Source organism: Gymnodinialimonas ceratoperidinii, assembly GCF_019297855.1.
Lineage (GTDB): Bacteria > Pseudomonadota > Alphaproteobacteria > Rhodobacterales > Rhodobacteraceae > Gymnodinialimonas > Gymnodinialimonas ceratoperidinii.
The window spans coordinates 2,537,452-2,563,293 of sequence record NZ_CP079194.1 but is presented as its reverse complement, the minus strand read 5'-3'; the positions used below and the strand labels follow the sequence as shown (position 1 = coordinate 2,563,293).

General features: G+C 65.3%; 27 protein-coding genes and 1 riboswitch. Of the genes, 12 read left to right on the top strand and 15 right to left on the bottom strand.

The features are described 5' to 3' along the window. Position 1 precedes the first annotated feature (1 nt). A complete protein-coding gene (locus KYE46_RS12360) occupies positions 2-937 on the bottom strand; it encodes a 5-bromo-4-chloroindolyl phosphate hydrolysis family protein (RefSeq protein WP_219000921.1) in 936 nt (311 codons plus the stop codon). Positions 938-1,286: 349 nt separating this feature from the next. Further along, positions 1,287-1,365: riboswitch (SAM riboswitch) on the top strand. 68 nt (positions 1,366-1,433) lie between these two features. On the opposite strand from KYE46_RS12360, the gene metZ reads away from it, so the two are divergent. The 4 genes from metZ (at position 1,434) to folE2 (ending at position 5,046) form a co-directional block, all read left to right on the top strand. Continuing rightward, the gene (gene metZ / locus KYE46_RS12355; RefSeq protein ID WP_219000920.1) at positions 1,434-2,627 is read left to right on the top strand and encodes an O-succinylhomoserine sulfhydrylase; all 1,194 of its coding nucleotides are present in this window, start codon (positions 1,434-1,436) and stop codon (positions 2,625-2,627) included. Then, on the top strand, positions 2,624-3,118 hold the full coding sequence (locus KYE46_RS12350) for a GNAT family N-acetyltransferase (protein ID WP_219000919.1): 495 nt from the start codon (positions 2,624-2,626) through the stop codon (positions 3,116-3,118). Before metZ ends, KYE46_RS12350 begins: the two co-directional genes overlap by 4 nt. After that, positions 3,115-3,846, top strand: coding sequence for a glutamine amidotransferase (locus KYE46_RS12345; RefSeq protein ID WP_219000918.1), 732 nt, complete (start codon positions 3,115-3,117; stop codon positions 3,844-3,846). Before KYE46_RS12350 ends, KYE46_RS12345 begins: the two co-directional genes overlap by 4 nt. Positions 3,847-3,966: 120 nt before the next feature. Further along, positions 3,967-5,046, top strand: a complete 1,080-nt coding sequence (gene folE2 / locus KYE46_RS12340; RefSeq protein WP_219000917.1) for a GTP cyclohydrolase FolE2 — start codon at positions 3,967-3,969, stop codon at positions 5,044-5,046. Positions 5,047-5,136: 90 nt separating this feature from the next. On the opposite strand, the gene KYE46_RS12335 is transcribed toward folE2, so the two are convergent. Both KYE46_RS12335 and KYE46_RS12330 read right to left on the bottom strand, forming a co-directional pair. After that, positions 5,137-5,445: a hypothetical protein gene (locus KYE46_RS12335; RefSeq protein ID WP_219000916.1), complete on the bottom strand. Its 309-nt coding sequence runs from the start codon at positions 5,443-5,445 to the stop codon at positions 5,137-5,139. 65 nt (positions 5,446-5,510) lie between these two features. Next, on the bottom strand, positions 5,511-5,690 hold the full coding sequence (locus KYE46_RS12330; RefSeq protein ID WP_219000915.1) for a hypothetical protein: 180 nt from the start codon (positions 5,688-5,690) through the stop codon (positions 5,511-5,513). A 234-nt stretch (positions 5,691-5,924) separates the two neighbouring features. Between KYE46_RS12330 and KYE46_RS12325 the strand changes: the two genes are divergently transcribed. Next, a complete protein-coding gene (locus KYE46_RS12325) occupies positions 5,925-7,373 on the top strand; it encodes a TrkH family potassium uptake protein (RefSeq protein WP_219000914.1) in 1,449 nt (482 codons plus the stop codon). Between the two features lie 3 nt (positions 7,374-7,376). Here KYE46_RS12325 and KYE46_RS12320 read toward each other — a convergent pair whose 3' ends face one another. Both KYE46_RS12320 and KYE46_RS12315 read right to left on the bottom strand, forming a co-directional pair. Further along, positions 7,377-8,567: a BaiN/RdsA family NAD(P)/FAD-dependent oxidoreductase gene (locus KYE46_RS12320; RefSeq protein WP_219000913.1), complete on the bottom strand. Its 1,191-nt coding sequence runs from the start codon at positions 8,565-8,567 to the stop codon at positions 7,377-7,379. Between the two features lie 90 nt (positions 8,568-8,657). Next, complete coding sequence (locus tag KYE46_RS12315; RefSeq protein WP_219000912.1) at positions 8,658-9,290, bottom strand: J domain-containing protein; 633 nt, start codon at positions 9,288-9,290, stop codon at positions 8,658-8,660. Between the two features lie 75 nt (positions 9,291-9,365). Between KYE46_RS12315 and KYE46_RS12310 the strand changes: the two genes are divergently transcribed. Beyond that, positions 9,366-9,626 carry a BolA family protein gene (locus tag KYE46_RS12310; RefSeq protein WP_219000911.1) on the top strand — a complete coding sequence of 87 codons (261 nt, stop codon included), beginning with the start codon at positions 9,366-9,368 and terminating at the stop codon, positions 9,624-9,626. On the opposite strand, the gene KYE46_RS12305 is transcribed toward KYE46_RS12310, so the two are convergent. Beyond that, a complete protein-coding gene (locus KYE46_RS12305) occupies positions 9,588-10,016 on the bottom strand; it encodes a DUF4177 domain-containing protein (protein WP_219000910.1) in 429 nt (142 codons plus the stop codon). The two genes, KYE46_RS12310 and KYE46_RS12305, sit on opposite strands and share 39 nt — an antisense overlap. 218 nt (positions 10,017-10,234) lie before the next feature. Then, positions 10,235-11,749, bottom strand: a complete 1,515-nt coding sequence (gene gatB, locus KYE46_RS12300) for an Asp-tRNA(Asn)/Glu-tRNA(Gln) amidotransferase subunit GatB (RefSeq protein ID WP_219000909.1) — start codon at positions 11,747-11,749, stop codon at positions 10,235-10,237. A 124-nt stretch (positions 11,750-11,873) separates the two neighbouring features. Between gatB and KYE46_RS12295 the strand changes: the two genes are divergently transcribed. The 3 genes from KYE46_RS12295 to KYE46_RS12285 all read left to right on the top strand — a co-directional run bounded on the left by KYE46_RS12295 (position 11,874) and on the right by KYE46_RS12285 (position 14,316). Next, positions 11,874-12,434: a type 1 glutamine amidotransferase domain-containing protein gene (locus KYE46_RS12295; RefSeq protein WP_219000908.1), complete on the top strand. Its 561-nt coding sequence runs from the start codon at positions 11,874-11,876 to the stop codon at positions 12,432-12,434. Between the two features lie 210 nt (positions 12,435-12,644). After that, a complete protein-coding gene (locus KYE46_RS12290) occupies positions 12,645-13,268 on the top strand; it encodes a lytic transglycosylase domain-containing protein (protein ID WP_219000907.1) in 624 nt (207 codons plus the stop codon). 115 nt (positions 13,269-13,383) lie between these two features. Next, positions 13,384-14,316 (top strand): transglycosylase SLT domain-containing protein, encoded by a 933-nt coding sequence (locus KYE46_RS12285; protein ID WP_219000906.1) that lies wholly within the window; start codon positions 13,384-13,386, stop codon positions 14,314-14,316. A gap of 18 nt (positions 14,317-14,334) precedes the next feature. Here the strand turns inward: KYE46_RS12285 and KYE46_RS12280 are convergent, their stop codons facing one another. Beyond that, on the bottom strand, positions 14,335-14,748 hold the full coding sequence (locus KYE46_RS12280) for a hypothetical protein (RefSeq protein ID WP_219000905.1): 414 nt from the start codon (positions 14,746-14,748) through the stop codon (positions 14,335-14,337). On the opposite strand from KYE46_RS12280, the gene KYE46_RS12275 reads away from it, so the two are divergent. Together KYE46_RS12275 and KYE46_RS12270 are read left to right on the top strand one after the other, a co-directional pair. Next, the gene (locus KYE46_RS12275; RefSeq protein ID WP_219000904.1) at positions 14,747-14,923 is read left to right on the top strand and encodes a hypothetical protein; all 177 of its coding nucleotides are present in this window, start codon (positions 14,747-14,749) and stop codon (positions 14,921-14,923) included. The genes KYE46_RS12280 and KYE46_RS12275 overlap by 2 nt on opposite strands. A gap of 42 nt (positions 14,924-14,965) precedes the next feature. Further along, positions 14,966-15,694 carry an acetyltransferase domain-containing protein gene (locus KYE46_RS12270; RefSeq protein WP_219000903.1) on the top strand — a complete coding sequence of 243 codons (729 nt, stop codon included), beginning with the start codon at positions 14,966-14,968 and terminating at the stop codon, positions 15,692-15,694. Positions 15,695-15,737: 43 nt separating this feature from the next. On the opposite strand, the gene pepN is transcribed toward KYE46_RS12270, so the two are convergent. From pepN to KYE46_RS12235, 7 genes are all read right to left on the bottom strand, one after another. Then, positions 15,738-18,317 carry an aminopeptidase N gene (pepN, locus tag KYE46_RS12265; RefSeq protein WP_219000902.1) on the bottom strand — a complete coding sequence of 860 codons (2,580 nt, stop codon included), beginning with the start codon at positions 18,315-18,317 and terminating at the stop codon, positions 15,738-15,740. Positions 18,318-18,542: 225 nt separating this feature from the next. Beyond that, entirely contained in the window at positions 18,543-19,229 is a 687-nt protein-coding gene (gene lexA, locus KYE46_RS12260; RefSeq protein WP_219000901.1) for a transcriptional repressor LexA, read from the bottom strand. A 138-nt stretch (positions 19,230-19,367) separates the two neighbouring features. Next, positions 19,368-20,564 carry a molybdopterin molybdotransferase MoeA gene (locus tag KYE46_RS12255; RefSeq protein ID WP_219000900.1) on the bottom strand — a complete coding sequence of 399 codons (1,197 nt, stop codon included), beginning with the start codon at positions 20,562-20,564 and terminating at the stop codon, positions 19,368-19,370. Positions 20,565-20,646: 82 nt separating this feature from the next. Beyond that, complete coding sequence (moaC, locus tag KYE46_RS12250) at positions 20,647-21,129, bottom strand: cyclic pyranopterin monophosphate synthase MoaC (protein WP_219000899.1); 483 nt, start codon at positions 21,127-21,129, stop codon at positions 20,647-20,649. Next, positions 21,129-21,941: an indole-3-glycerol phosphate synthase TrpC gene (trpC, locus tag KYE46_RS12245; protein WP_219000898.1), complete on the bottom strand. Its 813-nt coding sequence runs from the start codon at positions 21,939-21,941 to the stop codon at positions 21,129-21,131. Before trpC ends, moaC begins: the two co-directional genes overlap by 1 nt. Positions 21,942-22,126: 185 nt before the next feature. Further along, complete coding sequence (trpD, locus tag KYE46_RS12240; protein WP_219000897.1) at positions 22,127-23,158, bottom strand: anthranilate phosphoribosyltransferase; 1,032 nt, start codon at positions 23,156-23,158, stop codon at positions 22,127-22,129. Beyond that, positions 23,155-23,736 carry an anthranilate synthase component II gene (locus tag KYE46_RS12235; RefSeq protein ID WP_219000896.1) on the bottom strand — a complete coding sequence of 194 codons (582 nt, stop codon included), beginning with the start codon at positions 23,734-23,736 and terminating at the stop codon, positions 23,155-23,157. Before KYE46_RS12235 ends, trpD begins: the two co-directional genes overlap by 4 nt. A gap of 188 nt (positions 23,737-23,924) precedes the next feature. Between KYE46_RS12235 and KYE46_RS12230 the strand changes: the two genes are divergently transcribed. Then, positions 23,925-25,709, top strand: a complete 1,785-nt coding sequence (locus KYE46_RS12230; RefSeq protein WP_219000895.1) for a divergent polysaccharide deacetylase family protein — start codon at positions 23,925-23,927, stop codon at positions 25,707-25,709. The last annotated feature ends 133 nt before the right edge of the window (positions 25,710-25,842 follow it).

Genomic DNA, 25,842 nt, shown 5'->3' with positions numbered 1-25,842 from the left:
TTTATTCCTGTCGTTCCAGATATTTTGTTTCGCGGTTCAGTCGGTCTTGCAGGACCTCGATCTCCACGTCGAAATTCGTGCGGTCATCAATCAGAAGCGTTTCTTTGCGGGCAGCGAAGTTCTGTTCAAGATCATCGAGAAAGGCGATGTAGTCACTGCGCACCTTGTAGTCGGTCTTGCGGGTGTAGAGGTTGGCAAACTGCACCGTCGCGTCGCGCGCCCCTTTGAGGTAGACGCCAAGGTAGCGCCGCGCGGCATTGAGGTCGCGGGGGTCTTCCTCCACCTGCCGGAACAGCCCGCGGGCCACGTCCTGAAAACGCGCGACCCGGGCTTCGAGTTGCGGGTCGCGGACGCGCGCGATGGCGTCCTTTTGCTCGGCGAGAAGCTTCTCGGCCTCGTCGATCTTGCGCGCCACCCGGTCGGAGGTGAAGCTGTCCATCCCCTCCATGCCCTTGTTCTTCAGCGGGTCCAGCCCGAAGGAGAAGAGATGCAGGCCAGCGGCAAGGAAGCCTACGACATTGGCGGCGAAGAGCGCGCCGGGGCCGAAGTTCGAGCCGCCAAGGATCAGGAGCGCCACGCCGACGCCGGTGCCGACCGCGCCGAAAATCTTGCGCGGGATCGCGGGTTTGCGGGCGACCTTGCGCTCGTTGAAGGCATCCTCCGCGCGCACGCCGTCACGGGTCAACCACGCGGCCAGCATCAGGAGCGCGCCGCCAAGGAGATCGACGGCCATTTCAGTCACGCCCGAGTTGAACAGCACCGAGAAGATGGTGAGCAGCGGCAGGATGAACAGGATGTTCAGCTTCGCGCCGTGACGCATCGGCTTACGGCCGCGGAAAGGCGCGATCTCCATCTTCTGATGGGTCACCGTTTCACGCGGCGTCTCGCCATCGCGCTGCCCCGAGGGGCTGAACTCGCCGCCATACCGTTTTGCCATGCTAAAGCGCTCCGAATCCGCCAAAAATCGCGCCGAGGATCACGAGGACCAACACGAAGAAAGACACACCTTGAAGAAAGCTGGATGACATTTGCGCCCCGTCCTTGCCGTTTCGTTCTGCCTGCCACGATCGGCAAGCTGTGTCACCCGTCACGATATGCAGGTTTTCCGGCGAAAACCAGAGAGACAGGCGGTTCGCCGCCGGGTGGCGACGTCTCGGGGAAGAGATCGGGGCACAATCGCGTGATCGCAAGGGGCGCGCGGGGGGAAAGCGCGCCTCGGCCTCCCCCAATGCGGCGGGTCTGGCGCGGCGCGCTTGCGACTTGACGCCCTGCATCCGCAGGCGTAGGCCACCTCCCGTGGTGATTTGTGAACCGGATTGCGGGCCACGTTAAACATTCCGCTAAAGAGGTCGAGGCCGCTGCAAGGCAGCGCCGTCCCCGACCATAGACATGGGACCCAACGTTGTGGTCGCCCGATGAATGGAGAATGGGGTATGACAGATACCACCAAGAAAAACTGGTCCAAACGCACCCGAGCGGTGCATGCCGGCAGCCGCCGCTCGCAATATGGCGAACTGTCCGAGGCGATGTTCCTGACGCAAGGATTTGTCTACGACACCGCCGAAGACGCCGAGGCGCGTTTCATCAAGTCGGGAGACGATGAGTATATCTACGGCCGCTACGGCAACCCCACCGTGGCGATGTTCGAGGACCGGATCGCCGCGCTGGAAGGGGCGGAGGCGGGTTTTGCGACGGCCTCGGGCATGGCTGCGGTCTCGGGCGCGCTGACCTCGATGCTGCGCGCGGGCGATCACGTGGTCTCCTCGCGCGCGCTTTTCGGGTCGTGCCATTACATCCTCGACGAGATCCTCACCCGCTTCGGGGTCGAGGTCACTTTCGTGGACGGCGTCGACCTCGACCAATGGCGCGACGCGGTGCGTGCCGACACCAAGGCGGTCTTCTTCGAGTCGGTCTCCAACCCCACGCTGGAGGTGATCGACATCGCCGCCGTGGTCGAGATCGCCAAGAAGGTTGGCGCGACGGTGATCTGCGACAACGTTTTCGCCACGCCGGTCTTCTCCGACGCCTTCGCCCAGGGCGTTGATGTCGTTGTCTATTCCGCGACCAAGCATATCGACGGGCAGGGACGTTGCCTGGGCGGTGTGATCCTCGGCTCCGAGGAGTTCATTCGCAAGACGGTGGAGCCCTACCTCAAGCATACCGGCGGCGCGATGAGCCCGTTCAACGCCTGGGTCATGCTGAAGGGCCTCGAGACGCTGGACCTGCGCGTGCGCGCGCAAGCGGCCTCGGCGCAGGCGATTGCCGAAGCGCTCGACGGCGCGCCGGGCGTGGCGCGGGTGCTCTATCCCGGTCTCGCCGGGCATCCGCAGCACGCGCTTTGCATGAAGCAGATGGGGGCGGGCGGCACCGTTGTGGCGGTCGAAGCCGAAGGCGGGCAGGCCGGCGCCTTCCGGGCGCTCAACGGCATGGATATCTTCACCATCTCCAACAATCTGGGCGATGCGAAATCCATCGCGACCCATCCCGCGACCACCACGCACCAACGCCTGACCGACGAACAGCGCGCCGAGATCGGCGTGACGTCCGGGCTCTTGCGGCTCTCGATCGGGCTGGAAGACACCGACGACCTGATCGCGGATCTCCTGCACGCATTGGCGCCCGCATGAACGGCCTTATCATCCGCCCTTACCGGCCGGCGGACGCAATCCCGTTGGCCACGTTGTTCCACCGCGCCGTGCGCGAGGGGGCGGCCTGCGCCTATGACGCAGAGCAGCGCGAGGCATGGTCCCCGGCGCCGCCAACCGGCGAAGGCTGGCGCGCGCGGGTGGAGGAGGCCGAGACGATCGTCGCCGAGCGGGACGGCGCGTTGTTGGGCTTCATGACCCTTGATATCGACAGCGCCTACCTCGACTTCGCCTACGTCGCGCCTCAGTTCATGGGGCATGGCGTGGCCTCGGCGCTCTATGCAGTGATCGAGGGGCGCGCGCGGGTGAAGGGCCACAGGGTGATGGAGACCGAAGCGAGCCTGCTGGCAGAGCCGTTCTTCCGTCGTCAGGGATGGCGGGTGATCAAGCGGCAGGAAATCGAGCGCGGCGGGGTCAAGATCCCCAACGCCCGCATGGAAAAGCGCCTGATCCGGCGGTTCGCAGCCGCATGAAACCGTTCCTGATCCTGCAACTGCGCCCCGAAGACGCGGCCGCTGACGAAGAGTTCCAAGCCTTCATGGCGCGCGGCGGTCTGGCGGCAGACCAAGCGGCGCGCGTGCGGCTCGACGAAGCGCCGCTTCCCGCGCTTTCGTTGGATGATTACGCAGGTGTCATCGTCGGCGGTGGTCCGGGCTGCGTCTCGGACGACCCGGCGGAGAAAGACCCGCTGGAGGCCCGGATCGAGGCCGATATCATGGGATTGATGCCCGAAATCCTGTCCCGCGATATGCCGTTCCTCGGTTGCTGCTACGGCATGGGCATTCTCGGCGCGGCCCTGGGCGCGCCCGTCGGCAAGGGCCGCTTTGGCGAATCCATCGGAGGTGTCGCTTGCGAGATTACCGATGCGGGCGCGCGCGACCCCTTGCTGCGCGCGCTGCCGTCGCAGTTCCGCGCGCTGGTGGGACACAAGGAAGCGGTGGAGGCATTGCCCGAGGGCGCCGTACACCTCGTCGCCTCCGCCCCCTGTCCGTTCCAGATGATCCGGACGGGCAAGAACGTCTACGCCACGCAGTTCCACCCCGAAGCCCGGGGCGAAAACTTTGCCAACCGCATCGATATTTACCGAAATCGCGGTTATTTCGCGCCCGAAGATGCGGACGCGCTGTCGGATGCGGTCATGGCGGAAGAGATTACCGTGCCGGAAAAAATCCTCCGGAATTTCGTCCAACGCTTCGAGTAGAGGGCTCTTTCGCGGCGGAAATCGCGTAATTTGCGCGAATGCGTCGCAAATCAACGCTTGGGTTCCGGGTAAAAGTCGCCATATCTAGGGCACCTACAATTTTGCAAAAGGGGGTGGCACGTGAACGTTCATGTTAAGACCGCCGACCAGAAACCATCCACCGGCCAGGCCCAGGAAGCGCTCGATTTATTGAGTGCCTGGGCGGCGGAGGCCTCCTCGGAACAGATCGAAGCTTTGAGCCCGCAGATTGCGGGCCTGCTGCGCGCGCAGGGGATTTCGGCTGACTATCCGGCCGATTTCGCGCCCGATGCGGCCTACCTCGCGTCCCTGCCGGACCTCCAGAACGGCCCGGCGGCGCTGATCAAAGGTGCCCATCGGCGCATCCAGCATGTGGGGATCTCGAATTTCCGCCTGCCGATCCGCCACAAGTTGCGCGATGGCTCGCAAATGGCGCTGGAAACCTCGGTGACCGGGACGGTCAGCCTTGAGGCGGACCAGAAGGGCATCAACATGAGCCGCATCATGCGGTCGTTCTATACCCATGCAGAAGAGGCCTTCGGCTTCGATGTGATCGACGCCGCGCTGGATGATTACAAGGCCGACCTCGGCAGCTTCGACGCGCGCATCCAGATGCGCATGAGCGTGCCGATGAAGGTCCAAAGCCTGCGGTCCGGGCTCTCCGGCTGGCAATATTACGATGTGGCGCTTGAACTGGTGGAGCAGGACGGCGTGCGGCAGCGGATCGTGCACGTCGATTATGTATATTCCTCGACCTGTCCCTGTTCCCTTGAGCTTGCCGAACACGCGCGCGCCACGCGCGGACAATTGGCCACGCCCCATTCGCAACGGTCCGTCGCGCGCCTCTCGGTCGTGCTGGCGGGCGAGGGGCTCTGGGTTGAAGACCTGATCGAAATGGCCCGCCGCGCGGTGCCGACCGAGACGCAGGTCATGGTCAAGCGCGAGGACGAGCAGGCGTTTGCGGAGCTGAACGCCGCCAATCCGATCTTCGTGGAAGACGCCGCCCGCCTCTTTGCCGCGCAACTGCTGGAGCATCCGGGCGTGGGTGATTTCCGCGTGCTGGCGAGCCATCAGGAGAGCCTGCACAGCCACGACGCCGTGAGCCTTCTGACGGAGGGAGAGACATTCGCCGATGCGAGCCTCGACCCGAAACTCCTCGGAACGCTCGTCCATCCAAGCTAATGTTTTACACGAGCATCGGCTCGTAACTCATTGACATTAAAAAGCCCCCGCATATTCGCAGGGGCTTTTTTGTTTGTTGAGCTGAAAGGCTCAGCCGCGGCCATACCCCGCCGGGTCGGTGATGTTGCCGCCCCAGTCGCGATCGGTAATGCCCGAGCGATAGCCGCGCGGTGCGCCCCGGCCCAGACCGACCGGATCGGTGATGTTGCCGTTGTCCACATCGGTCACGCCGTAGGGGACACAGGCGGTGACACCCATGGCGCCCGCACCCAGACCGGCCAGACCAACGCTGCGCAGGACGGTCCGACGGTCGACGCGCTTCGAGGAAATCTGATCCGCCGACAGGGGTTTACCCTTCGAGGCGTTCTTGTGCTTCTTGTCGTCGTGGTTGTCGTCCATCTGGTGTCTCCCTTGCAAATCAGCTGAGTAATATGTCCGCCCCGGTGGTATCCCGGGTTGTCTTGTCAATTATCCTTGTCGGTCGCAGGCGCCGTATCGTGATCGGTCGCGGCTGCGTCGGAATCGCTATGGGCATCGGAATCCGTGCCCGGTGCCCCGGAGGCGGGGCCAGCCCGGCGCGGGTAGGTTGCGATGTCGCTGTCGTTGAGCGACTTCGCTTTGCCCTTGGGGTCATCCTTCGCCATAACATCCATCCCCTTCTGCGGCCCCGCGGATGTATTGCGGCGCCATTGATCCCGGCTGGAGCCGCAAAATATCGGCTCTCTCGCGTCTTTTGGTTGACGCAAGGGTAGCCGGAGAGGTGCATCAAATCAATTCTTTACTGCATGATGCCCCGCCACCCATGGCGAGGCTGACAAGCGCCCATTCCGCCAAGCGCCCGCTTGACAGCCACGGCTCGGCGCGCCAACGCTCCGCCCATGTTCGATCTGCGCCCGGTGGGCTATGTCCTTGGCCTTTTGGTCCTGACCCTCGGGGTGACGATGGCGGTGCCTCTGGCCGCTGACGTGCTGGCAGGCAACGGCCATTGGGGCGCCTTCGCGGAGTCCGCGGTCGTCACCATCGGGTTGGGCATGTTGCTGACGATGGCCTGCGCCAATGGCGTCACCGAGGGGCTGTCGATCCAGCAGACCTTCTTTCTGACCACGGGCGTCTGGCTGGTGCTGCCGCTCTTCGGCGCGCTGCCGTTCATTTTTGGCGAGCCGGACGCCCGGCTGGTGGATGCGGTCTTCGAAGCGATGTCGGGCCTCACCACAACCGGTTCCACCGTCCTGACCGACCTCGACAACCTGCCTGCGGGCCTGAACCTCTGGCGGGGCCTGATGCAATGGTTCGGCGGCATCGGGATCATCGTTGTCGCCATGGTGTTCCTGCCCGAGCTGCGGGTGGGCGGCATGCAGATCTTCCGCTCGGAATCCTTTGATACGATGGGAAAGATCCTGCCACGCGCGGGGGAGATCGCGAGCCGGATCTCGGTCATTTACCTCGGGCTGACGATTGCCTGCGGCCTTGCGTTTCTCGCGGTGGGCATGGAGCCGTTCGACGCGTTGATGCATGCGCTTACGACCATGTCGACGGGGGGCTTTTCGAACTACGACGCCTCTTTCGGGGCGTTTCAGGGTCCGGCCGAATACGTGGCCTCGGTCTTCATGATCCTCGCGAGCCTGCCCTTCGTGCGCTACATCCAGCTCGTCGCGGGCACCGCGCGTCCCTTCTTCCTCGACACACAGATCCGCGTCTACCTCACCATCATCGCGATCCTCACCGCGACGTTCACGCTCTACCGGCTGTTTCTTCTGGGCGATCCCATCGAAGTCGGGATGCGCGAGGGCATCTTCAACGTCACATCGATCATCTCCGGCACCGGGTATTCCAGCACGGACTACCAGCTCTGGGGGCCGATCGTTCCGGTGATGTTCTTCTTCATGGGCCTGATCGGCGGCTGCGCCGGGTCGACGTCATGCTCCATCAAGGTTTTCCGCTACCAGCTTCTGTTCGCGTCCATCTCGACACAGGTGAGGCGCATCTACGCGCCCCACGGCATCTTCGAGCCGCGCTTCGAGGGGCGCCCCGTGGCGGAGGAGGTCATCTCGTCGGTCATGGCCTTCTTCGTGCTGTTCTTCGTGCTTCTGGGCATCTTCTCGGTCGTCCTTGGCCTCACCGGGCTGGACGTGGTCACCTCGATCTCGGGGGCGGCAACGGCGCTTGGGAACATCGGGCCGGGGTTGGGGGACGTCATCGGGCCGAGCGGTAATTTCGCGTCGCTCAACGATGCGGCGAAGTGGATATTGGCCGCCGCGATGCTGATCGGAAGGTTGGAGATCATGGCGGTTCTGGTGCTCTTCACCGCGACCTTCTGGCGGACCTGACGTCTAAGCCGCCGCCGCAATCGCGCGGCCTGCCGCGACGCCGGATGACCAGGCCCATTGGAAATTGTACCCGCCAAGCCAGCCCGTCACATCCACCGCTTCGCCGATGGCGTAGAGCCCCGCAACCTGTTGGCTTTCCATGGTTTTGGACGAGATCCCGTCGGTCGCGATCCCACCGAGCGTGACCTCTGCCGTGCGGTAGCCCTCGGACGAGGTCGGCGTGACCGGCCACGCTGTCAGACGGTCGCAAAGCGCGCGCAGGGCGCTGTCGGATTGATCCGCGAGGTTGCCGCCGAGGTCCCATGCCTCGCCCAGATGTTGCACCAGTTTCTTTGGCAACAGATCAGCCAGCACCGTCGTCAGGGCCTTCGCCCCCACCTGCGTGCGCCGGGTGCGCAGGGTGTCGTAGAGGTCGATCTCGGGCAGAAGGTGCAGGGACAGCGTATCCCCCTCGCGCCAATAGGACGAGATCTGCAGGATCGAAGGGCCCGACAGCCCGCGATGGGTGAAGAGCATCCCCTCATCGAAGCTGGTGCCGTTGCACGACACGCGCGCGGGGACAGAGGTGCCGGAGAGGGCGGCGAAATGGGCCTTGGTATCGCCTTCGAAGGTCAGCGGCACGAGGCCGGGTCGGGTCTCGGTGATCCGGTGACCGAATTGTTCGGCAATCCGGTAGGCGAGGCCGGTGGCACCCATCTTGGGGATCGACTTGCCCCCCGTGGCCAGCACCAGATTGCGCGCGGTGACCGGGGTGGTTTTCCCCTCACGGCTCAACCGCACGTGGAAGAGACCGTCGCGGTGGGAGACCTCTTCGACGCCCGTTTGCAGCCAGAGCTTCGCCGCCCCCATTTCGGCCATGAGCATCGCGATGATGTCCTTGGCCGAGCGGTCGCAGAACTGCTGGCCGAGGGTCTTCTCATGGTAGGGGATGCCGTGGGATTGCACGAGGTCGAGGAAATCCCACTGGGTGTAGCGGCTAAGCGCTGATTTCGCGAAGTGCTTGTTCTCGCTCAGGAAGTTCTCGGGGCCGGTATAGATATTGGTGAAGTTGCAACGCCCGCCACCCGAGATGCGGATCTTCTCTCCCGGCGCCTTGGCGTGGTCGATCACCAAGGTATCGGGACCGGCGTAAGCGGCGCACATCAGGCCGGCGGCACCGGCGCCGAGGATGAGCGTGTTGACGTGGTGGGCCATGGCGGAACACTCGTGCTTCAGGCGTTGCCGGTGCGCCGATTGCAGGGGCCTGCGCCGCGCGCCGAACGCCGCGCGCGGGCGCCGTAGGGATCAGTCGGCGAAGTTGCGGCTGACGCGCAGCTGGTCCCAGGCCCAGACGACCTCTTGCAGCTTCTCTTCGTCCGAGCGGTCGCCGCCGTTCATATCGGGGTGCAGCACCTTGATCAGCGCCTTGTAGGCCTTGCGGATCTCGGGCTTGGTGGCGTTGTCCTTAATTTCGAGGATCTCCACCGCGCGCCGCTCGGTCGGGGGCAGGCGGCGGCCTTTGGAGCCAGCGCCGCGGCCCGGGTTCTGCGTCGCGTTCTGGCCCAGAACCTGGTGCGGATCCTCGATGCCAAGCCGCGACCAGGCGCGTTCTTCGGCCGAGCGTTTCAGCGGCTTGGTCGGGCGATCCCAGACGCGGTCACGGTCCATCTGGGCGTTCATTTCGGCCTCGGTGGTGCCTTCGAAGAAGTTCCACTTCAGGTTGTATTCGCGCACGTGCTCGCGGCAGAACCAGTGGAATTCTTCGAGGTTGTCGGGTCCCTTCGGCGCGCGGTACTGGCCTTGCTCCTGACAACCCTCACCCTCGCACTGGCGCTGCGATGTCTCCACCGCGCCAGACATGCCACGACGCCCGGTCCGACGCTTCTTCTTGTCGGACTTGACGCTAAGATCGAAATTGAAGGGATCTTTGTCGGCCATGGGAACGCACCTGTATTATTGGGAGTAAGCAGTTTAGTGTTTTGGCGGCTGAGGGGAAGGTCTGAGAGGGTTAAAATGACGACACGGGCAGAGAAAATTGAAGCAGCTTTGCGACAGGCCTTCGCGCCGCGCGTGTTGGAAGTTGTGGATGATAGCGAGGCCCACCGGGGCCACGCGGGATTTCAGGAAGGCGGCGAGAGCCACTTCAACGTTTTTCTCGAAAGCGAGAAGTTTCAGGGTGTTAGCCGCATCGCGCGGCACCGGATGGTGCATGACGCCATCGGCAAGGACCTGATGTCAGAGATCCACGCCCTGGCCCTGACGCTTCGCGACTAGGGGTTTTGGCGTCGCGTCGTCGGTCTTCCAGAGATTTGTCACCTCCTCGTCGCTGTCGTTGTCAGCTTCGTCCGCATCGTCGCTGTCGCCAACCTCGTCAGGCGTCTCGTCCGCGTCGGCCTCCAGCTCGATTTCATCGGCCAGCGACTCGTCCCGCGAGCCGTCCACGACCCGTTGGAACACCAGCAGGTTGCGGTAGACCGTCGTCTTGTTGGTCAGGCCCGCGCGCTCTTCCTGCGGCAGCGTATCGGCGCGCAGGTAGGTCCAGCCGTCGGCGGCCATCTCGTTCATCAGCTCCTCCACGGAGCGGGCGAAGAGCGCCGCGCCTTTCAGGCCACGCTGCTTGCGGGCTTTCTCGGGGGCGGGGACAACTTTGTATTCGGTTCTCATAAACGCCTCGGCTGCTGGTAAGGGCGGCGTTGTTTAGGCCGGACGGGTGAGAGGCGCAATGGCATTCCGGGCAGTCCGGCGGGGACTTGCTGATTTCCTGTGCGCAAAGCGCGGGCGAGCCTGCCCCGGCCAAAGTTAACCCCGCCGCCGGAGATCAATCCGAGCGGCGGGGTCATATGTGGGCGCCGACACCTTCAGGATCGGCATGAAACGGCTGTTCAGCCGTTCAGCTTCTGCGCCACGATCTGGTTGACCGCCTTCGGGTTGGCCTTGCCGCCAGTGGCTTTCATGACCTGACCCACGAACCAGCCCGCGAGCTTCGGGTTCTGCTTGGCCTTCTCGACCTGATCGGGGTTGTTGGCGATGATCTCGTCCACCGCGGCCTCGATGGCACCGGTGTCGGTCACCTGCTTCAGCCCCTCGGTTTCGACGATCTCCCCCGGCGAGCGGCCGGTGGTGTAGCTGATCTCGAACACATCCTTGGCGATCTTGCCCGAAATCGTGTCCGCGCCGATCAGCTCGATCAGTTCCGCCAGCTGCGCGGGCGTGACCGGACTGTCGGCAATCTGGCGCTCGTCCTTCTTGAGGCGGCCGAACAGCTCGTTGATGACCCAGTTCGCGGCCAGCTTGCCGTTCTTGGTGCCGGCGGTCACCGCCTCGAAATATTGCGCCGCAACGACATCGGCGGTTAGGACGCTGGCGTCATAATCCGACAGGCCGAAATCGCCGATGAACCGCGCCTTCTTGGCGTCGGGCAGTTCCGGCAAGTTCGCTTCGATCTCGTCGACGTAGGCCTGATCGAAGACCAGCGGCAGCAGGTCGGGATCGGGGAAGTAGCGGTAGTCGTGCGCCTCTTCCTTGGACCGCATCGAGCGCGTCTCGCCGCGGTCGGGATCGTAGAGGCGGGTTTCCTGATCGACCGTGCCGCCGTTCTCGATAATCGCGATCTGGCGCTTGGCCTCGACCTCGATGGCCTGCTGGATGAAGCGCATGGAGTTCATGTTCTTGATCTCGCAACGGGTGCCGAGATGCGAGAAATCCTGCGTCTCCTGGTATTTCTCGTACTGACCCGGCGCGCAGACCGAGACGTTCACGTCAGCGCGCAGGTTGCCGTTCTGCATGTTGCCGTCGCAGGTGCCGAGGTAGAGCATGATCTGGCGCAACTTCACCACATAGGCCGCGGCTTCCTCGGGCGAGCGGATGTCGGGCTTGGAGACGATCTCCATCAGCGCGACGCCGGTGCGGTTGAGATCCACGAAGGACAGCGCCGGGTCCATGTCGTGAATCGACTTGCCCGCGTCCTGTTCCAGATGGATGCGCTCGATCCGCACGATGCGGGCAGAGCCGTCGCCCAGTTCCACCAGCACTTCGCCTTCGCCCACGATCGGGTGGTAGAGCTGGCTGATCTGGTAGCCCTGCGGCAGGTCGGGGTAGAAGTAATTTTTCCGGTCGAAGGCCGAGGCGAGGTTGATCTCTGCCTTCAGCCCAAGACCCGTGCGCACCGCCTGCGCCACGCAGGCCTCGTTGATGACAGGCAACATGCCGGGCATGCCCGCGTCCACGAAGGCCACGTTGGAGTTCGGCTCGGCGCCAAATTTGGTCGACGCGCCCGAGAACAGCTTGGCGTTGGTGGAGACCTGCGCGTGAACCTCCATTCCGATCACAAGCTCCCAATCTTGCTTGGCGCCCGAGATCACGCGGGGTTTCGGTGTGTCGTAGGTCAGGTCGAGCATGGGAGCCTCCGGAAAGTGTCGGAGGTGGTTTAGGGCAGGGGCGGGGGCCGGGCAAGAGTGTGATGGAACACGAGCGGTCACCACACGTTGGCCTCCTGTAACCAAATAATAGGAGAGAAACGCCATGCCCGAGATGAGCAACGCAAAGATCCTGATCATGTCCACCCACGGTTTCGAGCAATCGGAGCTGGAGGTGCCGCTGAAAAAATTGCGCGACGCCGGCGCGGAAGTGCATGTCGCGGCCCCGGAATCCGGTGAGATCACCGGTTGGGACAACGACAATTGGGGCGACAAGGTCAGCGTCGACCTGACGATCGACCAGGTGAACCACGACGATTACCACGCGCTGGTTCTGCCCGGTGGCCAGATCAACCCCGATATCCTGCGCACCAAGTCCGAGGCGGTTTCGCTGGTCAAGAAGTTCGTCGATTCCGGCAAGATCGTCGCTGCGATTTGCCACGGCCCCTGGATGCTGGTGGAAGCCGGTGTCGTCGAAGGCCGCGAGATGACGTCCTACCCCTCGATCAAGACCGACCTGATCAACGCAGGCGCGAAGTGGGAAGACAGCGAAGTGGCGATTTCCAACGGGATCATCACCAGCCGCAATCCCGATGACCTCGACGCCTTCGTCAACAAGATCATCGAAGAGGTGAAGGAAGGCCGTCACGAACGCGACGCCGCCTGATTCTTTCGCGGGCTTGAACCGGCCCGATGAACGCTGGAAAGGCCGGAGCGCTATAGGGGCGCTTCGGCCTTTTTGCGTTGAAACGAGACATTTTGGGCGGGATTCAGCCGCTTTTTCCTGTCTGCACAGGCCTCTGGCTTGATTTGCCCCGTCTGGCCGCGCACCTCCGGTCGGTCTGCAAATGACTGCCATGCAAGAGTGATTAGAGTGATGAGTATCCTTTCCCGTATGACCCGCCTCGGCGTGAGTCTGATTGCCGTGATCGGCCTGACGGCCTGCAACGCCCTGTCCGATGTCTCGCTGCCGGGCTTCGAGAGAGAAGCCGCCGTTGTCGAAGTGCCCGTGATGCGGTGGGATCACCGCCCCGATGGCGCCTCCTGGACGGCAACCGCCTTCTCCGCGCTGGAAACCCATGCCGCCGTGCTGCCAACGGTGCTGCCGGCCGATATCGCCAACTGGTGCCCGGCCTACCCCGACGCCCCGCTGGAGAACCGGCAGGCCTTCTGGACCGGTCTCATGTCGGCGCTCGCCCGCCACGAGAGCACGTGGAACCAGCAGGCCGTGGGCGGCGGCGGTCGGTGGTTCGGCCTCGTCCAGATCAGCCCCGCCACGGCGCGGCACTACGGCTGCGCGGCCACCAGCGGTCAGGCGCTCCTCGACGGTGATGCCAATGTCGCCTGCGCCATGCGCATTTGGGCCCAGACGGTCCCGCGCGACGGTGTCGTTGCGGCCAGCCGAGGCGGTGTCGCTGCCGATTGGGGGCCCTTCGTTCAAGGCTCGAAGCGCGAAGAGATGCGACAGTGGATTTCGTCGCAGCCCTATTGCACCCTTTAACCTGCCTTTAGGGCGCGTCTGCCATGCTTGGGGGTGGGTCTGACCCAACCCCTTGCAAAACTGCATAAATTTCGGGCATGTACAGTCTGTGCCAAACCCGGGGGGGTGGCTGCCCATGGACGCTCTGCGTCTTTTCACAATCGCCGGCGTGCTTTCAGCCGCCGGGGCCTTCGCGCCCGGACTTGCCTTGGGGCAGGTGGAAGGCGTGGGTGAAGCGGTCGCAGAACAGGCCCAAGCGGCCGTCGAAGTCACGTCTGGCGTTGTCGGAGCCGACACGGTACTGGAAGGGGCCGAGCCGGGAGCGGCGACGTTGCTCCACGTGCCCGATCCGGGTGCCGAGGCCCCTGAGATTGACATCCCCGCCGTCGAAGAAGCCCCTGAAATCAGTGAGTTGGCGCCAGCATCCAGCCTGCGCCCGGTGCAGCGCGATATATGGGCCGTCCCGGCGGCCCGGTGGGATGAACACCCGCGCGGCGGACGTTGGACGCAAGCCGTCCTCTCGGCCCTGCGCGGTCCCGGCGCGTCTCTGCTTGAGACCGAGCCGAATGACATCCGCGCCTGGTGCCCCGGCTACCTGGAGGCCAGCCCCGAGCAACGCGCGGCCTTCTGGACCGGCCTGATCTCGGCGCTGGCGTGGCATGAAAGCACGCACAACCCGCGCGCCGTGGGCGGCGGCGGACGTTGGTTCGGGCTGGTACAGATCGCGCCCGCCACCGCGCGCTGGCGCGATTGCGACGTGGGCTCGGGCGAAGCCCTGCTGAGCGGGGCGGCCAATCTGCGCTGTGGCATCCGGATCATGGGCATCACCGTGCCGCGCGACAACGTGGTCGCTGAAGGCATGCGCGGCGTCGCGGCGGACTGGGGGCCGTTCCATTCCGCGCGCAAGCGCGAGGATATGAGGAATTGGGTGCGGGAGCAGGATTACTGCCAAGCGCCGGTGCCCTCCACGCGCCCGGTCATGCGGCCGCTGCTCACCCGTGACGGGGAGGGAGCCTCACCTCGGGATCGCACCCTGCCGCGGCCGACGCCGCGACCGGAGAGCATTTAGAAATAGGGTTACGGGGTCTCAGACCTGCTCGCGAACCGGGATACCGCGGTTCGTCGCCTCGCGGATGAGATCGTAGGGATCCGGCAGGCATTCGACGGGCAGGACGATTTCGGTGCCATCATCCAGCATCAGGCCGATCCGCGGGTTCTCGCTGCGCATGATGACCTTCAGGTAGGCGATCTGCGCGGTCGGGATCACGATGTCCTCCGCTCCGCCCATCACGCTCCACGCCGACCGCGTCATGCGAATGCCGTAGGTCGGCACGTTCATCAGCTGCCACAGACAGACCAGAAACGCCGGCACCATCAGGAGCAGCACGAGGCCGGGGGTGATTTGCCAGAGAAAGACGGAAAGGGCGCTCAGTCCTGCAAAGCTGAGGATGCTAAGGCCGGCGCTGCCGGGACGTGTGGCATATTCGAATGTATCGGTCATGGGATTGGATATAGAGCGGCAATTGTGCCGAAATCAGGGAAGGCGTGCGACCGGCGCGCGGCGCATTCGCGGCTTTCTCGACGTGGCGCAACGGGTGGAAGCGAGAGGGCGGGCGGAGGCTGCGCCGCGGGTCTCGCTCGATTGCCCGATGGGCAAGGCGAAGGCAGGCTGCTAGACCGGAGCCATGACCCACGCGACGCCTTCCTTGAGCCCTTCGATGACGCCCGCAGCCGGACGCATTCCGGCGCTCGACATTGCCCGAAGCCTCGCCTTGCTGGCCATGGCGGTATTCCATTTCGTCTTCGATCTGGAGATGTTCGGCCATGTCGCGCCCGGCACGGCGGGCACCGGGTTCTGGCGCGGGCTGGCGATCGCCACGGCGGGCTCGTTCCTTTTCCTTGCGGGGGTGGGGCTCTGGCTGTCCCACGGCGCGGGCATCCGGTGGCCCGCCTTCTGGCGACGCTTCGCGATGATCGCGGGGGCGGCCGCATTGGTCAGCCTCGGGACCTACATCGCGTTCCCGCAGGCCTTCGTCTTCTTCGGCATCCTGCACGCCATCGCCCTGTGCAGCTTGCTTGGGCTGCTGGTCCTGCGTTTGCCTGTGGTCGTCATATTGGCTCTCGCGGTGGCGGTGTTCTACGCGCCCGACGCGCTGCGCGGACCCGCTTTTGATGCGCCCTGGTGGTGGTGGAGCGGCCTGCAGACGGTGCGGGTGAGTACCGTGGACTACGAGCCGGTCTTCCCGTGGTTCGCCCCGGTTCTGGCCGGGATCGCGGCCTCCAAACTGGCGTCGCAGAGCGGATTGTGGGCGCGGCTTTCGAACCCGGCCCCCTCGCGCGCAGCGCGCCTTGCAGGGCTGCCGGGACGCTATTCGCTGGTGATCTACCTGATCCACCAGCCGATCCTCATTGGCCTGGTCTGGAGCGCCACATACCTGTTGCGGTAACGCGCACGCCTAGCGATCGGCCCGCGCGCTTAACGATTTCCCGTCAGGCCGCGCGCATGCGGGCGACCATCTCTCCAAGGTCCCGGCTCAGGTCCGGCGTGGCGGCCATGCGGTCCAGCGCCGTGGCCATCATGCCTTGGCGGTCCGCGTCGTAGCGGCGCCATGTCTCGAACGCGGTGGACATGCGCGCGGCGGTCTGCGGGTTGGCGCTATCCATCTTCAGGAGCCAATCGGTCACGAAGGTGTAGCCCGCGCCCGAAGGGTCGTGGAAGGCGGCCGGATTGGCCACCAGACCGCCCATCAGCGACCGGAACCGGTTCGGGTTCTGCCAGTCGAAAAGCGGGTGCTGGCTGAGCGCCGCCGCGGCGTTGAGCGCCTCGTTCGCAGGCGCGCTGGCGACAGAAATCATGAACCACTTGTCCATCACCAGACGGTCGTGCTGCCATTGCTCCTCGAAGGCTTTCGCGGCGGTGCGGTCACCGTCGCGGATCAGGACGGAGAGCGCGGCCAGCTGATCGGTCATGTTCGTCGCCCCATCGAACTGCGCGCGCGCCAGATCGAGGTTGTCGGGATTGCTGAGCAGCGACAGGGCCGTGTTGCGCAGGGCCCGCTTGCCGGCGCTCGCGGCGTCGGGCGAATAGGGCGTGTCCGGATCGACAGCGTTGTAGAAGTCCATCAGGGTGTCCTGCATCCACGACCCGAGCGCGCGCATATGCTCTGTCCGCACGTCGGAGATCAGCACCGGGTCAGGCACAACGCCCGCGTCCACCGTGGCTTGGGTGAGATCGTCCTCGGAGGGGAAAGTCAGCACCAGCGCCACGAAGGCCGGGTCCAGCGAGGCATCGGCGCAGAAGTCCTTCAGCGCCTGCCAGACCAGACGGCGGCGCGCTTCGGCCGCCGCCGAGATGTCACGCGCGCAGATCTCTTCCAGCAGCATCTCGCGGAGCAGGCTGCGCCCGGCTTCCCACCGGTTGAACGGATCGGTGTCATGGGCGAGGAGCAGCGCGCGGTCCTGAGTGCTCAACGGGGCGTCGAGAATGACGGGGGCCGAGAAGCCACGCAGCAAGGAAGGGACCACGTGATCTGGGGCCTTGCCGCCAGCGAGTTCGGCCAGATCAAAGTTGAGGTCGACACTCGGGCTATCGAGGTCGATCAGCGTGGAGGGCAGGATCTCGGTGCCGTCGCCCGCCAGAAGTCCCATGGAAACCGGGATCTTCGCAGGCTCTTTCATCGGTTGGCCCGGGGTCGGCGGCACCTGTTGCGAGAGGGTCATGCGCAGCGTGTCACCGTCGCGCGTCCATGTGGCCGAGACCTTCGGCGTGCCCGCCTGACTGTACCAGCGCTTGAACTGGCTCAGGTCCGTCGCGGCGATTTCTTCGAAGCAGGAGAGCCAATCCTCGATCGTGCAGGCCTCTCCGTCGTGGCGTTCGAAGTAGAGCTCGCATCCCGCCCGGTAGAGGTCCGCGCCCAGATAGGTGCGCAGCATACCGATCACCTCGGCGCCTTTCTCATAGACGGTCGCGGTGTAGAAATTGTTGATCTCGATATAGGTTTCGGGCCGGACATTGTGGGCGAGGGGGCCTGCATCCTCGCGGAACTGGCGCGCGCGCAGTTGCAGGACGTTGCCGATCCGCTCCACCGGCTCGGAGCGCATGTCGCCCGAGAACTGCTGGTCGCGGAAGACGGTCAGACCTTCCTTCAGGCAAAGCTGGAACCAGTCGCGGCAGGTGATCCGGTTGCCGGTCCAGTTGTGGAAATACTCGTGCGCGACGATGGCTTCGATGAAGGCATAATCGCGGTCGGTCGCGGTCTCGGGCGAGGCGAGGACATACTTCGAATTGAATATGTTCAGCCCCTTGTTCTCCATCGCGCCCATGTTGAAATCGTCCACGGCGACGATGTTGAACACGTCGAGATCATACTCGCGGCCATATTCCTCCTCGTCCCATTTCATCGATCGCTTCAGCGCATCCATGGCGTAGGCGCATTTGTCCTCGTCGCCCGCGCGCACCCAGATGTTGAGGTCGACAGGCTTGCCGGAAGCGGTGGTGAAATGATCGGAATGGGCCACCAGATCGCCCGCGACCAGCGCGAACAGATAGGCGGGCTTGGGCCAGGGATCGTTCCAGAGGCTGCCGTCAGACGCCTCGGGATTGCCGTTCGAGAGCTTCACCGGCAGGTCGCTGTCGATGTGGACGGTGAAAGGCGCCATGACGTCGGGGCGGTCGGGGTAGAAGGTGATCTTGCGAAACCCCTCGGCCTCGCACTGGGTGCAATACATGCCGTTGGACATGTAAAGCCCTTCCAGCGCGGTATTGCCCTGAGGGTTGATCTCAACCTCGGCCTCCCAGACGAACGGCGCGTTGGGGACGGGGCAGGTGAGGCCATATTCCGTCACGTCGGGAGAGACAGGCGCGCCGTCGATCGCAGCGGAGATCAGCGTAAGCTGCTCACCATGCAAGAAAAACCGGGGGTCCGTTGCTTCGGGATTGGGGCGAAACTTGATCCGGGATTTTACGCGGGTGGCGGTGGGATCGAGGGTGAAGAATAGCTCGACGCTGTCGATCAGGTAGCCAAAGGGAGAGTAATCGGCGAGGCGAACGGGCTGCGGGGCTTGGGTCATCTGGTCCTCCGGGACGTGTTGCGCGGAACCTAGGACGCAGAGCCGGGGGCTGCAATGGGGGGCCAGGCTTGCGTCGTTGCGGACGCCTGAAACCGCTTGCCGACCCGCTGCGCGCCACCAGAATAAACGAAAGGACCAGACCACCTCGGTAGTCTGATCCTCGCAACACGCCCTGCGCGCCAATTCGTGTAGGAGACGGGCCGGAGATCCCGACCGCCCCCAACCTCAGTAGGTGCGGATCAACCCGACCAGCTTGCCCTGCACCTTCACCTGATCGTCGCGGAACACCCGCGTCTCATAGGCCGGGTTCGCCGCCTCGAGCGCGATCATGCCGCCCTTGCGCCGCAGCCGTTTCAGGGTGGCCTCGTGATCCTCCACCAGCGCCACGACGATATCGCCGTTGTCCGCGGTCGAGCCTTCTTCGATCACCACGATGTCGCCGTCATTGATGCCAGCCTCGATCATCGAGTCGCCCTTGACCTCCAGCGCGTAATGATCGCGCCCGGTGCCGAGCATTTGCTCGGGCACGGCAACATGGGAGGCCACCGAGGAAATCGCCTCGATCGGGACACCGGCGGCGATCTTGCCCATGACAGGCAGGTCACGCGCGGCAGAGGCCCGGACAGCCATGGCGCCAGCGGGCGGATCGGTCTTGTCGCCCTCGATCACGCGGGGCGCAAAGCCGCTGTCTTTCATGGCATCGGGCATCTTCACGATCTCGATCGCGCGGGCGCGGTGTGCCAGACGTCGGATGAAACCCCGTTCCTCCAGGGCCGTGATCAGCCGGTGAATGCCGGATTTCGACCGCAGATCAAGCGCTTCCTTCATCTCGTCAAAGGAAGGCGGCACGCCATCGCGCTGCATCCGCTTGTGAATGAACTCCAAAAGATCGCGTTGTTTCCGCGTCAGCATGCCCGTCTCCCTCGCAATGTCGTAGCGTTTGGCGCCGTTTTTATGCCCCGGCGCGGTGCGCCGAAAACAAAGCAAGCACATTTCGTGCCTGTTCAGGGTATGTTCTACACCTGTTCCCGCCGACCTGTCAACGAATCGTCAAAACATCTGGTGCAGCGGCACGTATTCCACCATCTCGCCCGCTTGCGTGCGGGGCGCATCCACCGGCCGGACCAACAGGCCCGAGGCCCCCGAAAGCACCGTCAGGAGCGAGCTGTCCTGGCTGCCATAGGGCGTGATGATCGGCAGGTCTTCCCCGGCAGAGATTTCGGCACGCATGTAGTGCTCGCGCGGGCCATTGGCGGGAAGCTCGACCCCGAGGCGGGCGCGAAGGCGAGGCCGCGCACCGGCGGGCAGGCCCATCATTGCCTGCAACATCGGGATCAGGAACAATTCGCCACAGACCATGGCCGAAACCGGATTGCCCGGCAGCCCCAACAGGACCGCATCGCCCAAGCGCCCGGCCATCAGAGGTTTTCCGGGCCGCATGGCGACCTTGTAGAACGCCCGATCCAGCCCGCGCGAGGCGGCAACATCGCCCACAAGGTCGTGATCCCCCACGGAGGCGCCGCCCACGGTGACGATCAGGTCGGCTCCCGCGGCGAGGTCGAATACCTGCTCCAGGCTCTCGCGGTTGTCGCGCGCAATCGGCAGCAGACGCGCCTCGGCGCCTTCGGCCTCGATCCGCGCCTTCAGCCCGTAGGTGTTCGACGCGATGATCTGGTCAGGGCGCGGCGATTCTCCGGGGGTGACCAGCTCGTCCCCCGTGGCGATGAGCGCGACGGTTGGTCGACGCGAGACCTCCAGCAGCGGCACGTTCATCGAGGCCGCCAAGGCCACATCCGCGGGAGAGAGGCGGCGCGGCGCAGACATCGTATCGCCCGCGACAAAATCCGCCCCCGAGGGCCGCACGTTATGGCCCGAGCCGAGGTCACGCCCAAGGGTGATCCGATCGCCCTCGCGGCTCACGTCTTCCTGAATGACAACGCGGTCGGTCCCGTCGGGCAGGGGCGCGCCGGTGAAGATCCGGAGCGCCTCGCCGGGTCCGATCGTGCCAGACCAATGGCGCCCGGCCGGCGCCTCGCCCACGACCTTGAGGCGCCGCCCCGGGATCGCCTCGACGTCACGCAGGGCATAGCCATCCATGGCCGAGGCGCTGAACGGCGGCTGGTCGCGCGTCGCGGTCACCGGGGCCACCAGCACCCGCCCGCCGGCGTCGGTCAGGGCCACCCGCTCGGAGCCCACAGGCGCGGCAAGATCCAGACAGGCGGCCAGCGCGTCCTCAACCGAAATCATCGCGCCACTCCCCGCGGCGCAACGCCCAAGACGCCAAGGCCCGATCCCTTCTGGATCCAACGCGCTGTGTCTCGCGCGCGGCTCATGTCACCTCCGCCTCGAACCGGCCCGACTTGCCCCCGTCCTTCAGGACAACCCGCAACCCACCGACTTCCATGGTCTTCTCCGCCGCCTTCAGCATGTCATAAACCGTCAGCGCCGCGGTAGACGCGGCCGTCAGCGCTTCCATCTCGACCCCTGTCTGACCGGAGGTCTTCACGGTCGCCTCGATCCGGACGCCGGGCAGATTCGCGTCCACGACCAGATCGACCGCAACCTTGGTAATCGGCAGAGGATGACAGAGCGGGATCAGATCGGCGCAGCGTTTCGCCCCCATGATCCCGGCCAGCCGCGCAACGCCCAGAACGTCGCCCTTTTTCGCCGTGCCTTGCGCCACCAGATCGAGCGTCTCTGGGCGCATCCGCACGAACGCCTCGGCGACGGCAATCCGATCCGTGACAGCCTTGCCCGAGACATCGACCATATGGGCGCGGCCTTCGCCATCGAAATGGGTCAAACCGGCCATCAGCGGTCCCCGCGAGCGACGGGATCCGCCAAGAGCGCGCGCGTGGCGCCGGTCACGTCATCCTGCCGCATCAGGCTTTCCCCGATCAGGAAGGTCCGCGCCCCGTGATGCGCCATATCGGCAAGATCGGCAGGGGTGAAAAGCCCGGATTCCGAGATCACCATTCGGTCCTCAGGCACCCGAGCCGCCAGGGTCCGCGTGGTCTCCAGCGTGGTCTCGAAGGTGTTCAGGTTGCGGTTGTTGATACCCAGAAGCGGCGAGTTCAAATCCATCGCCCGGTCCAGTTCCGCGCCGTCGTGCACCTCGATCAACGCGTCCATCCCCCAATGCCGCGCGGCGTCCTCCAGCTCCGCCGCCTGCCCATCGCTGACGGACGCCATGATGATCAGGATGCAATCCGCGCCCCAGGCCCGCGCCTGGGCCACCTGGTAGGTATCGTAGAGGAAATCCTTCCGCAGGCAGGGCAGGTCGACCGCGGCGCGCGCGGCGACAAGAAACTCCGGCGCGCCCTGGAACGAGGGCGTATCGGTCAGGACGCTCAGACAGGTCGCACCGCCCGCCTCATAGGCTTTCGCCAGCGCCGGCGGATCGAAATCCTCGCGGATCAACCCCTTGGAGGGGCTGGCTTTCTTGATCTCGGCAATCAGGCCGTAGCCCGTCTCCTGCGCCGCCCAAAGCGCGTCGGCAAAGCCGCGCACACGCGGCGCGGCCTTTGCAGCCTCCTCAACTTCGGACCGGGACCGTGCAGCCTTGGCGGCCGCCACTTCTTCAAGCTTGTAGGCTTTGATCTTGTCTAGAATGGTACTCATCATTCCCCCTTAAGCCATCCCCCGGCCCGCGCCAAGATGCCCGCGGCCTCGGCGCGCGGCTCCTTCATCTTGGCTGGTACAACTCCGGGGCAGGCGCGCTTTTTTCCTTGGAAAAAGCCGCCAGGGGCAGAGCCCCTCGCGCCCTTGGGCGCCAATATATCGTGCCGCAGGCACAATTCCCGAAAGGGTCAGGCGCCCGAGGTGACGCGGGCGACCGCTTCGACAGCACGTTTCGCCGCGCCGCTGTCGATCGCCTCGCGCGCGATTTCCACGCCATCGCGCAGTTCCGTCACCCGACCCGCCACGATCAGCGCGGCCGCGGCGTTCAACAGAACAGCATCGCGGTAGGCGCCGGGCGCGCCGGCAAGCAGGTCGCGGAACGCCTGGGCGTTCTCGTCCGGACTTCCGCCGAGGATGTCCCGGAAAGGATGCACCGGCAGGCCCGCGTCTTCCGGGTGGACCACCCGCGACCGCAATTTGCCGTCCTTCAATTCCACCACGTCCGTCTTGCCCGAGATCGAGATTTCATCCGTCCCGTCCGAGCCATGCACCAGCCAGGCGGCCTCAGAGCCCAGTTCCTTCAATGTCTCCGCCATCGGGTAGATCAGGTCGATGGCAAAGGCGCCCGTCAGCTGCCGCTTCACCCCCGCGGGGTTGGTCAATGGCCCCAGGATGTTGAAAATCGTCTTGCAGCCGAGTTCCTGCCGGATCGGCATCACGTGCCGGACCGCGGGGTGATGCATCGGCGCCATCATGAAGCCGATACCGGCCTCGGCGAGCGACGCCTCGACCACCTCTGCGCCGACCATGACGTCGATCCCCATCTGGGAAAGCACATCCGCCGCGCCGGATTTGGACGAGAGGTTGCGGTTGCCGTGCTTGGCCACCGGCACGCCGGCGCCCGCCACCACGAAGGCCGTCGCGGTCGAGATGTTCAGCGTTCCCATGCCGTCACCGCCGGTGCCGACGATGTCCATCGCGCCCTCGGGCGCCGTGACCGAGACGCATTTCTCCCGCATCACCTGGGCCGCCGCCGCGTATTCTGCCACGGATTCGCCCCGCGCGCGCATCGCCATGATCAGCCCGCCCATCTGCCCCGCGGTGGCGGTGCCGTCGAACATGTGGCGGAAGGCCTCTTCCGCCTGGGCGCGCGAAAGGGGGCCCTCGGAGGCCGCGAAGATGATCGGCTTCATCAGGTCGGAAGGGGAGGCGTCGGTCATGCGGGCTCTTTCGTGAGGGTCAGAAAATTCTCGAGCATTGCGTGGCCGTGCTCGGATCGGATGCTTTCGGGGTGAAACTGGACACCCTCGATCGGCAATGTCATGTGGCGCAGGCCCATGATGGTGCCATCTTCCAGCTCCGCGGTGATCTCCAGCACGTCGGGCAGGGTGGCGCGGTCGACGACGAGGCTGTGATAGCGCGTCGCGTTCAGGGGCGAGGGCAGGCCGCGGAAGACGCCCTTGTCGGTATGCTTCATCGCGCCGAGCTTGCCATGGACGATCTCGGCATGCTGCACGACGCGGCCGCCAAAGGCCTCTCCGATCGTCTGGTGACCGAGGCAGACGCCCATCAGCGGCATCCCCGCGCCAGCCGCGGCCTTGGTGAGCGCGAGGCAAATGCCCGCGTCTTCAGGATATCCGGGGCCGGGGCTCAGCACGATGCCTTGCGCACCGGATGCCATCGCATCCTGCACGGTGATTTTGTCATTCCGCACCACGCGGACGTCCGCCCCCAACTCGCCCAGATAATGCACGAGGTTGTAGGTAAAACTGTCGTAGTTATCGATCAGGAGGAGCATCCCGGAGTTCCTTGACGAAGGGGCCGCAGAAAAGGGTTAAAGGCGGCGCGGGCCCACGCTATACATGTTTCAAAGCGAGCGGCAGGGGTCAAGCGACGGTACGCTTGCCTGCCCAGAAGAATAGCCGGGCAAACGGACCGGCAAAACGTGCGTGGGGTGTCTCGCGCCGAGCAGACAGGAGCAGGGCCATGGGCGGTCTGAGTATTGGCGTTTTCTGGGGATGTGTCGTGTCGGCATTGGGCCTTGCCGCCCTCTCGCTCAGCTTTCCCCTGCCGCCGGAACAAACGGACGACGTCACGATCACTGTGCCGATCACCCAAGTGGAAGACCCCGTGGCTGAGACCCCGAGTGCCCCCACGGTCATCGTGGAAGAGGCGCCCGACGCGGATGACGCGGTCGTTGCCGACCTCGACGCCGAAGACGACGCCGAGACCAGTGCCGACGCAGAGACGCCTGCTGTCGGCGAACCGGCGCCCGCGCCGGAGGCAACGCCGGCAGCCTCGCCCGAGGCCGACCCTGCGCTGGCCGAGACCGGAGCAGAGGCCGAGGCCGAGGAGAGCGAAAGCGAAACGCCCGCGCGGAACGACGAGGCCGCCCCCGCTACCGAAGTGCCCCTGCCGTCGGGCTCGGAGTTCAACCGTCCCCCGCCCGAGCCTGAAGCCGCCCTGCCGGAGCCTGACGCCGCCCCGATATCGGCCGCGCCGCAGGCCCCGGTTCTGGCCGGCAATGAAATCGCGCCGCGGTTCGACACCATGCCCGCCTCGCAGCCCTCGGTCGCCGCTCAGGCGCCCTCCGCGATCCGCAGCGCCCCCGCGGACGCCCGCGCGCCCGCCAGTCCCGCGACTTCCCCGGCGCCCGTGATTGCCTCGGGCCCAAACGCGTTGACCCAACCCGGTCTCAGCGACGGACCACAGGTCCGCACGGCGCGGCTGCCGCAGGTCGTGACGGCGCCTGAGCCGGAGCCTGAGCAGGTGCCGGCGCCAGAGCCTGAGATGCCTGAGACAGAGGCCGTCGCTGCGGCAGAGGCTTCGGCGGAGGTTGCAGAGGAGCCCGAGACCGCCGACGCGGGGCCCAACGTGCCCTTGGTCGATATCGAGACCCCGAGCTTTCCGACCGTCGTGGATGTGGAAGCCGTTGGAGGTGCCCTGCCAAGCGTAGGCGCGGCCGCCGCATCTGGGAGCCGATTGCCTCAAATCGCGCCCATCGCCACGCCCGAGGCGGCAGATGACGCGGCTGAGGCTTCGACGGAGGGCGAAGCGCCGGTGTCCGAGACCGTGATATCGGCCGAGGTCCTGCCCGCAATCCAGCGCTTCGCGGCAGATTTCGACCCGACAGAGGCGCGGCCGCTGATGGCCGTGGTCCTGATCGACGACCCCGAAAACCCGATGGATCTGGACACGCTTTCCGGCTTCAGCTTCCCGGTAGCCTTCGCCGTGGACCCCCTCGCGCCCGATGCCGAGGCGCGCGCGGCAGCCTTCCGCGCGGCGGGGTTTGAGGTGGTGATCCTGGGCACGGTGATCGTTGACGGAGCCACCGCTTCGGACATCGAGGTGGCGCTGGCCGGCGCGCAGGAGATCCTGCCGGAAGCCATCGCGGTGATGGACACGCCGGAGGGGCGCATCCAAGGCGACCGACCGGTGCTCGACGCCACAGTCGCAGCACTTTCGCGCAGTGGCCACGGCTTGCTGGCTTTCCCGCGCGGGTTGAATGCGGCAGAACAGACCGCCGCGCGCGAGGGGGTGCCGGGGGCGACGGTGTTCCGCTCTCTCGACGACGAGGACCAACGCGCCACGGTGATCACGAGGTTCCTGTCACGCGCGGCCTTCGCCGCGGCGCAGGAGGGGACGGTGATTGTCGTCGGGCGCACCCGCCCGGACACGGTAACGGCGCTGTTCTCCTGGGCCTTGAGCGGGCGGACCGAGGCTGTTGCCCTGGCCCCGCTGTCGGCCACGATGTTGCGGTCGGCGGAGTAGTCTCGACGTCTGGCTTTGGTCGGACGGTAATTTTGCGGAGCCTTCGGCGCGCCTCTTGTTTCAGGGGCTTTGCCCCCGTCCGAGGCCTGGTCGGCCTCGGCCTCCCCCACGCTCCCGCGGGGGGATATTTTGG